At 42.7% G+C, this 11,824-nt stretch carries 10 protein-coding genes; 9 read left to right on the plus strand and 1 reads right to left on the minus strand.

Translation table 11 applies throughout. The features are described 5' to 3' along the window. Positions 1-87 precede the first annotated feature (87 nt). Positions 88-1,383: a glycosyltransferase family 4 protein gene (locus MTBBW1_RS03495; RefSeq protein ID WP_080799189.1), complete on the minus strand. Its 1,296-nt coding sequence runs from the start codon at positions 1,381-1,383 to the stop codon at positions 88-90. Positions 1,384-1,569: 186 nt separating this feature from the next. On the opposite strand from MTBBW1_RS03495, the gene MTBBW1_RS03500 reads away from it, so the two are divergent. From MTBBW1_RS03500 to dctP (MTBBW1_RS03540), 9 genes are all read left to right on the plus strand, one after another. Further along, positions 1,570-2,529, plus strand: a complete 960-nt coding sequence (locus MTBBW1_RS03500) for an Rpn family recombination-promoting nuclease/putative transposase (protein WP_080799193.1) — start codon at positions 1,570-1,572, stop codon at positions 2,527-2,529. 807 nt (positions 2,530-3,336) lie between these two features. Beyond that, the gene (locus MTBBW1_RS03505; protein WP_186441064.1) at positions 3,337-4,461 is read left to right on the plus strand and encodes an NAD(P)/FAD-dependent oxidoreductase; all 1,125 of its coding nucleotides are present in this window, start codon (positions 3,337-3,339) and stop codon (positions 4,459-4,461) included. Continuing rightward, positions 4,454-4,837, plus strand: a complete 384-nt coding sequence (locus MTBBW1_RS03510) for a (2Fe-2S)-binding protein (protein WP_245809230.1) — start codon at positions 4,454-4,456, stop codon at positions 4,835-4,837. Before MTBBW1_RS03505 ends, MTBBW1_RS03510 begins: the two co-directional genes overlap by 8 nt. Further along, positions 4,834-6,258 carry an NAD(P)/FAD-dependent oxidoreductase gene (locus MTBBW1_RS03515; protein WP_080799198.1) on the plus strand — a complete coding sequence of 475 codons (1,425 nt, stop codon included), beginning with the start codon at positions 4,834-4,836 and terminating at the stop codon, positions 6,256-6,258. Before MTBBW1_RS03510 ends, MTBBW1_RS03515 begins: the two co-directional genes overlap by 4 nt. Positions 6,259-6,800: 542 nt before the next feature. Further along, positions 6,801-7,157, plus strand: a complete 357-nt coding sequence (locus MTBBW1_RS03520) for a RidA family protein (protein ID WP_080799201.1) — start codon at positions 6,801-6,803, stop codon at positions 7,155-7,157. Positions 7,158-7,202: 45 nt separating this feature from the next. Further along, positions 7,203-7,685 carry a TRAP transporter small permease gene (locus tag MTBBW1_RS03525; protein WP_080799204.1) on the plus strand — a complete coding sequence of 161 codons (483 nt, stop codon included), beginning with the start codon at positions 7,203-7,205 and terminating at the stop codon, positions 7,683-7,685. 14 nt (positions 7,686-7,699) lie between these two features. Beyond that, positions 7,700-9,010: a TRAP transporter large permease gene (locus MTBBW1_RS03530; protein ID WP_245809231.1), complete on the plus strand. Its 1,311-nt coding sequence runs from the start codon at positions 7,700-7,702 to the stop codon at positions 9,008-9,010. Positions 9,011-9,145: 135 nt separating this feature from the next. Continuing rightward, positions 9,146-10,144 (plus strand): TRAP transporter substrate-binding protein DctP, encoded by a 999-nt coding sequence (dctP, locus tag MTBBW1_RS03535; protein ID WP_080799206.1) that lies wholly within the window; start codon positions 9,146-9,148, stop codon positions 10,142-10,144. Positions 10,145-10,320: 176 nt separating this feature from the next. Further along, the gene (gene dctP, locus MTBBW1_RS03540) at positions 10,321-11,343 is read left to right on the plus strand and encodes a TRAP transporter substrate-binding protein DctP (protein WP_186441065.1); all 1,023 of its coding nucleotides are present in this window, start codon (positions 10,321-10,323) and stop codon (positions 11,341-11,343) included. The last annotated feature ends 481 nt before the right edge of the window (positions 11,344-11,824 follow it).

Genomic DNA, 11,824 nt, shown 5'->3' on the forward strand with positions numbered 1-11,824 from the left:
TAACACGAAAATCAGGGATAATCACCTAAGCTATACAAGCCAGAGCCAAAGAGCTTTTCTGATTCTCTTGCCAAAAGAACACGAAAATCAGAAATAAGAATCTAAACATCTCAAATAAACCTTCTCAATACTCTCAAAAATCCTTTTCCAGGAACATGGCTCTGTCAGCAACCGGCACCTACCAAAATCGGGATTCGGGTGTTCCACAGCAGTTGCAATTAATTTTTCAAGGGCAGATTTTAACTGTTGTTCCAGATAAGGAATGTCACTTTCAAAGGGTTTATCTACAGTCTCAAGTTCGGGAAGTTCAATAAGAGATACCAGATCATCCTTTTCATATGACGATTCCTTCTCCATCTCCTTTAGTCTCTTGAACTCCTTTGATTCCTTGTCAGCAAACATCTCCTTAGTGCCAGGAAGAGCTGTTGTCAAAACACGACATCCACAGGCCAGAGCTTCCATCAACACAAGGGGAAGCCCTTCATAAAAAGAAGGCAAGACAAAAATGTGGCTCTTTCGCATAAGATTGGCAAGATCAGTATGTGAAAGAGCACCATGAACCACAACCTTTGAGCCAAGGGAATCTGCAAGATCAAGGCATTTTTCAAGCTCTTCTCCACTTCCTGTGCCTGCAAGGTGAAGTCTCCACTTAAAGTCACTTTTATCAAGCAAACGTATGGAATTTAAAAGCCAGGGAACACCTTTTGCACGACAAAGCTTCCCTGCATAGAGGATTTCTACAGGCTGCTGCAAAGATCTCTCTTCAGGATAAAATATGGTTTCATCAAATCCCCCAGGGATAACATCAATCTGCTCCTCTGGTATTCCATGAGTTTTTTTAATTTCATCCTTCTGGTGATAACTCAGTGCTATAACACGGCTGATATTACTACATGAACCTCCTACCCTTGGACCCAGTACAGAACAAAAATTATATTGCCTGAGACATGTTCCATGGCATGTTGTAACTACTGGAATATGAGGAGCTACTTCACATGCAAGCACTGATACAATCCATAGATGATGACTGTGTATGATATCCGGCCTGAAACGTTCAACAGCTTCAATTATTGCGGTTTTAAATGCAGATTCATAGGCATGGGTCTCTTCTTCTGTCATGCGGGAGAATATGGTGTGATCATATGGCATGACATCACTCATCCCGGGAAGCGGGTATGGCAGAGAAGGTTCAACTCCATTGAACCAGACATAGCGGCACTGGCTTTCAGGTATTATATTGGCGTCAAGGGTAAATTGGTTCTGTACGCCGGCCACAAGAAAATTTTGATGTCCTTTGCGGGTGGAGCACATAAGCATTGCCTGAATATATTTGCCGCTTCCGGTATAATCTGGGGCTTGGCTGATCAGATGGAGTATTTTCATATAAAATCAAGGCTTTGGTTATTAAAAATTTAAAAAACACATATGACATGTCTGATGGAAAATGACGCTGCATTATTAACAAAAAGAGCATTAAACAACTTGATTTTACAACATCAATAGCTTAATTTTAGTAGATACTACATCATAATCCATGCCGCAACAAATGAACAGGAGAATAATACACCCATGAAACATAAAATCAACCCCATTGTCGATTGTGTCTTCAAAGCGCTGCTTGGTTCAGAGAAAAACAAAAATCTCCTGGTTCACTTCCTTAATGCAGTGACTGAACTGACAGATGACAACGCCATTACCGATGTTGTGATAATGAATCCTTACAATGACCGTGAATTCTTGACAGACAAGCTCTCAATTGTGGATATAAAAGCAAAATGTCAAAAAGAGTTCAAGTATCAGGTTGAAATCCAGTTGTCGGTTTATCCGTCACTGCCTTCAAGGATGATGCATAACTGGAGTGCCGTATATCATTCGCAGATCGGTAAATCAGAAAATTACAGCAAACTCAAACCGGTTATCTCTATTTGGCTTCTTGATACTCCTCTTTTCAAGGATGCCGGCAATTATCATCTGAATTTTGGTATCCATGATACCACGAATGATATATCCTTGACAGATCATCTGAATATTCATCTGCTTCAGCTCTCCCTTTTTAATGAGAATAAGGAAATCCATAATGAAAAGGAGCGATGGCTATACTTTTTTAAACAGGCAGAGAATCAAGATTTGGAAAATCTGCCGGAAACTATGAAAACAAAGGAGATGATACAGGCCATGGAAACTCTACAAGATTTTTCAGAAAACGAGAAAAATTATCTGCTCTATCAAAGCAGAATAAATGCACAACTGGAGTATAACACCTGGAAAGCCATGATTGCTGACATAGAGCAAGAACTCACCATAAAGAAAAAGGAAATTTCAGAAAAAAATCAGGAAATTTCAGAAAAAAATCAAAAAATTTCAGAAAAAGATCAAAAAATTTCAGAAAAAGATCAAAAAATCCAAAAAATTATGCAAGAAAAGGAAGAAGAACAGATGGCCAAGGAAAGAGCTTTAAAAGAAAAAGAACTCTATCTTAGCATACTGAAAGCAAAAGGTATTGACATCAATGCTCTTTCTACGGAATAATTACAGAATAAACTATCATGGCAGTAGAGACAAGGCATGTCTTGTCTCTGCAGTGGCACCCCCGATTATGAAAATGATGAGGGGTATTCTCACGGTAAACAGGCATGATTGATTACGTATCAATCACCCCCAAATATAAAAATGATAGTCATTTTCACGGTAAAAATATTTGAAATAAAATTGTAGAGGCAGGTCACTGTACCTGCCTTTTTGTATCAGGTTAAGCAGCAAGGCATCATCAATACGCAAATCTGTTTTAATCAGATACATGTCTCATTACAATACACACATAGATAACTCTCCTATTTTATTGAAGATTATCAAAGTCAATATAATCACTGTTTCAATATAAAACACCACATCTATTTTGATAATCACCAAAAATTATTCAAAACACTCCCTCCCCTATTATTTGAATATATATTTATTTTTTAGATAAAGTCTTGAAATTTAAAAATAAATTATATCCTTCTTTTTTAAGAAGAGTCCATTCTAAAACCTGCTTGTATCTCTTCAGCTTCTCTTTTTATTAAATGGCACGCTTTTGGCATTAAGTTGGTGCCATATTTTCGAATGCCCTGTTAAAATTCTACACTGCCCTGTTAAAAGAATATTCATATTTCGGCATCTTTCATACACATCCAAAAGCAGTTGACACCTTTTTGAAATAGATTTTGCACCAGATTACTGGAAAATCCTGAATTCACTCGAAAACGTGGAAAAGTTAAATTCGGAAAATGAACGATGTCCATATTTCAATGCATTAATTTTTTTTGTTTTTAGTGCATCAATCCTTGGAGGTGCCTTTTGAAGTCAGTTGATATTATCGTTATTGGAGGTGGTCTTTCAGGGTCTGCAACAGCCCTTGGCCTTGTTCGGGAAGGTGCGGGGAAAGTGGTGCTTTTTGATGAGCATCTGCCCTCCCAACGACTCTCCCGTGGCAACTTCGGACTCACCTGGTTCATGTGCAAAGGGGCAACTCATCCTGTTTATGCCCAGTGGTGCCGCATGGCAGCCCAAAAGTGGCCGGATTTTGCCGCAGACCTTAAGGAAGAGACAGGATATGATGTTGAGCTTGAGTGGACAGGAGGAGCTGTACATGCCTTTGGAGAGGAAGAGTTCAATGCCCACAGCCAATCCGTTGAATCACTCCGGAAAGTGTGTGAAAGCGTGGGAATTGATTACCCTGTAAAGATGCTTGACCGCTCGGAATTTCAGGATCTTATACCAAATATGCAGCTTGGAGAAGATGTAACAGGTGCTATGTACACTTCGGAACAGGGGCATGTAAATCCACTTAAGCTTCTTACAGCCCTTCGCTGTGCTTTTCAGAAAAAAGGCGGAATTTTTAAAGGCGGCGAAAGCATTGGAAAGATCATTCCACACAAAAATGGGACTGTGACAGTCAAGACAGTTAAAGGCAGTTATCAGTGCGAAAAACTTGTCATTGCAGCAGGTCACGGCTCCACCCGCCTTTTAAAATCTCTTGGAGAAAAACTGCACATTTACCCGTCAAGGGGACAGCTCATGGTTACAGAACGGCAAAAAAGGATGCTCAGGGTTCCCATCTTGTGTGTTCGCCAGACCGTTGACGGTACATTCCTGATAGGTCTTACCACAGAAGATACAGCCATGGACACTCGCACCACTGCCGCTGCCATGAAGGATGAGGCTATAAATGCCATACGTCTCTTTCCCCAACTGGCAAAGTATAACTGGGTCAGAGCATGGGGGGCAATACGGGTAATGACACCAGATGGTGCTCCCATATATAGCAGGGTTCAGGGACATGACAATATCACGGTTCTTGCCCTTCACAGTGCAGTTTCACTTGCTCCCATGAAAATAAGCGCAATTGCCCCATGGATACTTGGCAAAAATGAGGCTGAACAGCTCAAACATTTTACAAATGGACGATTTAACAATGCCTAATTCTATATTTAAATACGATTCAGAAATCACACCCCAGATGGTCAAAGTGATGCTGGATGGCAGGGAGATCTCTCTTCCCGCAGAGATGAGTGTTGCTGCCGGCCTACTTGGTCAAGGTGAAATCATCTCCAGAATATCGCCATCCTCCAAAAGAGCATGTTCTCCTCACTGCCTGATGGGGGTCTGCTATGAATGCATCATGGAGATCAACGGAATCAATCGACAGGCATGCATGACAAAAGTTGAGGAGGGTATGGTAATCAATCGCCATATTGATGGATCTGATTTTAATGGAAAATATGAGAGTACCGAAAAAACAGAGGCCAATGTTAATTATGAGATGCCAAAACCCCTAAAGGAAGGAGAACCCTCATGAGCCGACATGTTGATGTTATTGTGGTTGGTGCAGGGCCGGCAGGACTTTCTGCATCTTCCACCCTTGCAGAGATGGGGCTTGATGTTGTGACCCTTGATGAACAGCCCCAACTTGGGGGACAAATATACAGAAATATTGAAAAAGCTTCTCCCAAGAGCCTTCATCTTTTCGGTGAAGATTACAGCAGCGGCCTTATGATTGCTGAAAGATTCAGAAAAAGCGGTGCAGATTACGAAAACAGCACATCTGTATGGCAGTTGGATTCGGACGGCACAATCTGTTGCTCCAGCAGGGCCCACTCTCGTCAGATGCGTGCCAACCATGTTATTGTTGCAACAGGTGCCATGGAGAGGCCTGTTCCCATTCCAGGTTGGACACTTCCGGGTGTCATGGGTGCAGGAGCTGTTAACAACCTCACAAAGGAGAGCGGACTTAAACCATCCGGAAATGTTGTTCTTGCCGGTAGCGGTCCACTTCTACTTCTTGAGGCAACCCTGCTTATCAAAAAAAATGTAGAGATTGCCGCCATACTTGATACCACCCCTCTTATTCCCCGAGTTTCTGCTGTTCCACCTGCTCCAAAAGCCCTTATGAGGACAGATTTTCTTCTTAAGGGAGCTTCAATGCTGAAGAGCATAAAGGATGCAGGTATTCCCCACCACAGGGGAGTAAAGGATATCTGTGCTATTGGAACCAATTGTCTTGAGTCAGTTCAGGCAAGATGCGGAAAGGAAACAATAACCATTCCGGCGGATCTTCTTATGCTTCACTTTGGAGTTATACCAAACAGCCACATTTTCCGCCAGGCAGGTTGCCGAATGGCATGGAAAGCTGATCAGAGGTACTGGCATCCTGCCTGTGACCAATGGGGACGCACCAATTTTGAGCGAATATTTGCAGCAGGAGACGGAGCAATGGTTAGCGGCGGCGTATCTGCCCGCTACAGAGGTGAACTCACAGCACTTGAGGTGTCACGATGCCTTGGAATAATTTCGGGACATGAGCGCGATGCCCTTGCAAAGCCCCTCAAAAAGGCACTTCGACATGACGGATGGCCACGTCCCTTTGTTGATGCCATCTATGCTCCCCGTCCTGAACAATTTTCCTTTGATGACGCAACAATACTCTGCCGCTGCGAAAATGTGACTGTGAAAGATGTCAGAAGAGCTGTCAGGGAAGGTGCCCGGGATCTCAACGAAATCAAGATAATGACCAGAAGCGGCATGGGATCCTGCCAGGGAAGAATGTGCGGCCCTGCCCTTGCTGAAATTGCAGCAGCAGAAATATCTCTTTCTCCTGACAGATTAGGACTTCTCAATGTGCGTCCACCGCTTCGCCCTGTTCCCCTTGAGGAAATTGCAGAGATGGAGCTTGAAACTGCAAAAGAGTCATCCAACTGGCTTCTGGATAATAAAAAATAAGATAATTAACTAACCCAAACTCCCCCTCTCCATTCATGTAGAGGGGGCTGGGGGCATACGCATCAAGCTAAGGTTTTCAAAGCCTTATCAGACGGGTTTTTCTAATTTTTGTTGTTAAGATGTTTGATTTTATATTTATAATAAAAACAAAGTCTTATATTCTTAGCTTGATGCGTATGGGGCTGGGGGTAAACGGGTAAGTTTTTTATAAGAAAGTCCCCGTGGTTAAAGGTTTTTCAGGGCTTTCATGCTTCGTTGTGGTAGATGAATCTGCCATGGCCGTTATATGAAAGTCTCGGTAACATCCTGTTTTTAAAATGACTTTCATCTCTTCGATTGTGGCGGTCATCAGCCATGTACGTTATTTAAAACCAGTTCCTAAGTGTCCTTTCAAGGTTTGATTGTCGGGTAGAAAATTCCTTGAACCTTTGAAAAGCCTTAAAAGTCACCCGACAGTTTAAACTTGAAGAAACACTAAGCAAATGATGAATTTTACAAAAATTATCAGCTTTTTAACAAAACACAATATTCAAGGAGAAAAAATGAGCACAATTACCCGCATGGAAACAGCAACACGTATGAGCAAAACCGTCATCCACAACAATACCGTCTATCTCTGCGGGCAGGTGGCAGACAATTCTGATAAGGGTGCAGGTCCTCAAACGGAAAACATGCTGGCAAAGGTGGATACTTTGCTTGAAAAAGCCGGCAGCAGCAGGGAACATATGCTTTCTGCAACCATTTATCTTCGTGACATGAAAGATTTTACAGAGATGAACAATGTCTGGGATGCATGGGTTCCGGAGGGGTGCGCCCCTGCCCGTGCCTGTGTTGAAGCACGCCTTGCAAGGCCTGATCTTCTGGTGGAAATCTCTGTCATTGCCGCCATCAGGGAATAACTGTGATAGAATTTACCAGGAAATTACCGTGAAAGGAATTTTATAATGGAACGTTTTTTCAAATATACACTGACCCTGCTGATAAGTACAGTTGCAGCCATGGAGTTCTATCAGGTAATCATGCGCTACATACTGGAGTTACCAGTTATGGGACTTGATGAGATTCTGGTCTATCCAACCCTCTGGCTCTATTTTCTGGGAAGCGTAAATGCCTCCCGTGAAGATACCCAGATAAAGGCAAATGTTCTGGATGTCTTTTTGAAAAGCGATAGGGCAAAGCTAAAAGTAAGAATAGTTGCAGATATCCTCTCCCTTGTAACAGCCCTGTGGCTCACCTGGTGGGCATGGGATTATTTCCGGTATGCCCTGCGGGTCTGGAAGGAGAGCCCCACACTCTACATACCAACTTTCTATGCCGAATGTGTCTTCCTTATCGGTCTTGTGCTGATGAGCGGATATGCAGGCTGGTATCTCTTCAAAAACGTAAAGAAACTGATGGCTGGATCGCCAGCAGATCAACGAGCATAAAGGAGTTAGATCCCATGGAATTGGAAATTGTCACAGTATCCCTGATATCCCTTGCTATTCTTGTGGGAATGCTGAGTTTCGGTGTTCCCCTGCCCTACTGCTTCGGTGGTGCTCTCATGAACATGGTCTTTCTTGGCGGAGCCACCATGAAAGGTACAATGGTATGGGGCTTCAGTCAGCTTGCCAATCCTGTGCTGCTATGTATTCCGCTTTTTGTATTTGCCGGAACCCTTATGAGTGAAAGCGGCATTGCCGCAAGTCTTCTGAGGTTTGTAAATATTTTTGTGGGTCGAATAAGAGGAGGACTTGGAGTTGTTGCCTCTGTAAGTTGTGCCATTATCGGTGCCATCTCCGGCAGTGGTCTTACAGGTGTGGCTGCAACAGGCCCAATCCTTATACCGGAAATGGCATCCAAGGGTTATCCAAGGGGATATGCCACAGCACTTGTTGCCAACTCATCAATACTTGGTCTTCTTATCCCCCCAAGTGTCACCATGATTATATATGGATGGGTTACAGATACATCCATTCTTGCCTGTTTTCTGGCAACCCTTGGGCCAGGACTTCTTATTACCTTTCTCTTCTGTGTGGTGAACATCATAATGTCAAGAAAGTTTCCTCTGGAGCTTGATCCCCCAATGCCCATGGATAAACTTGTAAAGGAAGGCACATCCCTCACATCAAAGGCCCTTCCTGCACTTGTGATGCCCATGATCATTCTTGGTGGTATCTACGGTGGAATAATGACCCCAACAGAAGCTGCGGCAGTGGCTGTTATCTATGCCATTCCAGTGGGTTTTCTTATATACAGGGGACTTACATTTCAAAGCTTTCTGGAGGCTGCAAAAAACTCTGCCACTGCTGTGGGAGCCATAATGATAATGATTGTCTTCAGCCTTATGCTGAGCCAAATTTTTGTCATGGAAGATGTACCCCAGGCACTGGTGGAAGGGGTATTCAGTATCACCCAAAATAAGGTTCTACTTTTGATTCTCATTAACTTTCTTCTCTTTTTCGTGGGAATGATAGTCAATGATGTCACTGCAATTATTCTCATTGCACCACTTCTTCTACCCCTGATGCAGGCAATTGGTGTAAGCCCTGTCCAGTTTGCCGCAATAATGGGTGTAAATACTGCAATGGGCGGAGTTACCCCTCCATATGCAAGTATCCTCTACCTGAGTATGCGGATAGGCAAGGTTGAGTTCTCAGACGTAATAAAACCGGCAATGATTCTGATTCTTTTCGGATATGTTCCGGTGGTCTTTCTCACATCTCTTTGGCCTACCCTCTCCCTCTTTTTTCCGGGACTTTTCGGGTATTGATCAAATATGTTCAAAATGATGTGTTTAGCCTTTTTCGGGCGGACTTTTCCATAACTAACCTGCTTTTACAGGAGACAAAATGGAAATGCCTATACTATTTAATTAATAATATTATTTAACAAAAGGAGTTAAAGAATGAAAAAGCGTCATCTCTATTCACTAATTGTTATGTTGTCTGTTATGGTTTTTATGGTGGTAAACGTCCATGCAAAGACCTGGAAAATTTCACATGTTAGACCCCAGGATACCGCCATTGACAAAGATCTTCGCTGGTTCTCCGATGCAATAAATGAGAAAACAGGCGGCAGGATAAAAACAAAGGTATATCCTGCCAGCGCACTTGGAGATTACACCGTTGTACAGGAGAGAGTTGGTCTTGGAGCAATTGACATGGCCTGCCAGCCACCTGCATCATCTGCTGACAAGAGATTTCAGCTTGTCTATTTTCCCTATATGATGAAAAACTGGGCACAGGCAAAAAAGAACTACTCCGAAGGCGCCCCACTTCGCAAGATCATTGCAGAGCTATATGCAGAGCAAAACATTCACCTTCTTGCTGTGTGGCCTGTCTATTTTGGTGGTATATCCCTGAACAGAGAGCCTGTTTCCCCGGGAGATCCCGAAGCTGCCAAAGGCATTAAACTCAGGGTTCCGCCAATGAAAACATTTCAGCTTCTTGCTGACTCCACAGGATACCTTGGAACTCCAATACCGTTCTCCGATGCCTTTACAGCGGTTCAAACAGGTGTTGTTGATGGAGTTATAGGTTCCGGAGCTGAAGGATACTATTCATCTTTCAGAGATGTAACAAAATACTATATTCCTTCCAATACCCATTTTGAGGTGTGGTACCTGATTCTGAACAAAGAGACCTTCGATGATCTAAAACCTGAACTGCAAAAAGAGCTAAATGGTGTTGCCGCAGAATTTGAGCAGCGCAGATGGGATTCAGCAGAAGCAGATCAAGCAGCCAATGAAAAACGCCTTGCTGACTATGGTGCAACAATAGTTGATATTACAGACGATCAGATTGCCTCCATTGCCAAAAAAATTCAGAGTGTTGTCTGGCCAGATGTTCTGGAAGATGTTGGTACAGAGTGGGGACAGAAAGTACTGGATTCCATTATTGAATAACTGTCCGAAATAACTTACCCACCCCCTCTCCAATGCTGTTGACTTAAGCCACCGGCCAACTCATACGAGATGAGAATATTCAATGATTTCTCAATCTCTATCTTCTGCCGTAAAACTCTTAAGGCAACAGCATTGGCCACCTCTCCAGCCATGGAGAAGGGAGGTGGGCAATGCTAATGAAAGGTGAAGACACAATGAGAAATTCCATTCCCATCAGACGATATTTTTTTCTCATACTGCTTGTCTCTTTATTCCTGGCATGCAGCACAGTCATGGCCTCTTCTCCACAGGTCTGGAAAATTGGTCATGTGAGATCATCAGGATCTTCCGTTGACAAGGATATTCATACCTTTGTAGAAAATATAACAGAGCAGACCAGCGGTGACATCTCATTTAACATCTATCCGGGCAATCGCCTTGGAGACTACTCCACTGTCCAGGAACGGGTCTCTTTTGGTGAAGTTGAAATGTATGTTGGCCCGGTTGCAACATCAATTGACAAAAGACTGATGCTGGCATTCACACCATTTCTTGTCACAAACTGGAGCGAAGCACAAAAAATGTACTCACATGGAACCCCCATGATGAATGCCATTGAAGAGTATCTTGAAGCCCAGAATATAAAACTTCTTGGTGGATGGCCTGTTTATTTTGGAGGCATTGCACTTACGGCAAAACCGGTTGCCCCGGGCAATCCTGATATCTCAAAGGATATGATCATAAGGGTTCCGCCAATCAAAAGTTTTGAAATGACAGCCAGAGCCCTTGGATACACCCCCTATCCCATAACTTGGATGTATGCTAAAATGGGACTTAAAACCGGAATGGTTACAGGTCTTATAGGCGGGGGGGCCGAAGGTTATGCAGGGTTAAGTGAATATATAAAATATTACATTCCATTGAAAGATCACTTTGAGTACTGGTTTGTCTATATGAATCTTGATATCTGGAAATCCCTTTCCGGAAAAACTAAAAACATCTTCAATAAAGCTGCCGCAAAAATGGAGATAGATCGCTATGCTGTTGCCGAGGCAGAAGAGGAAAAAAGCCTCACCCGCCTTAAAACAGGGGGAATTGAGATTATTGAGCTGACAGATTTGGAACAGTCAGCTTTGCAGGCAAAGGTTAAAAGTCAAGTATGGCCGCTGCTGAAAGAGGAGACAGGCCCTGTTTTTGACACCATTGTAAATCAAAAATAGACTAATATTGTTAAATTGATAATTGAAAAGCCTAACTATCTGTTATCTGGATTAATTTTTTTGACCAAAAAATAGGCATCCTTCATTTGAACCCAAAAATACTTTACACTTTTTTGCGAGAGATTCCCGCCACACAGACTTTTCTCTCCGGAAAGTGTAAACTGGGAAATGAAGCATGCCAAAAAATAAAATATTTTTCAAGAAAGCTATAGTTTACTGAATTCAGGAGGTAATGGCATATAACGACCATGGCAAACTGATTTACAACAATTAAGAATGAAAGTCCTTAAAATCCTTAAAAGGCGAGGACTTTCATATAACGTACATGGCGGATAGCCGCCACAATCGAAGAGATGAAAGTCGTTTTAAAAACAGCCACTTACTGAGACTTTCATATAAACGTACATGGCTGATGACCGCCACAATCGAAGAGATGAAAGTTGTTTTAAAAACAGCCTGTTACCGAGACTTTCATATAAAA

Origin of the sequence: Desulfamplus magnetovallimortis (genome assembly GCF_900170035.1) — a bacterium.
In the GTDB taxonomy this organism is placed as follows: Bacteria; Desulfobacterota; Desulfobacteria; order Desulfobacterales; family Desulfobacteraceae; genus Desulfamplus; species Desulfamplus magnetovallimortis.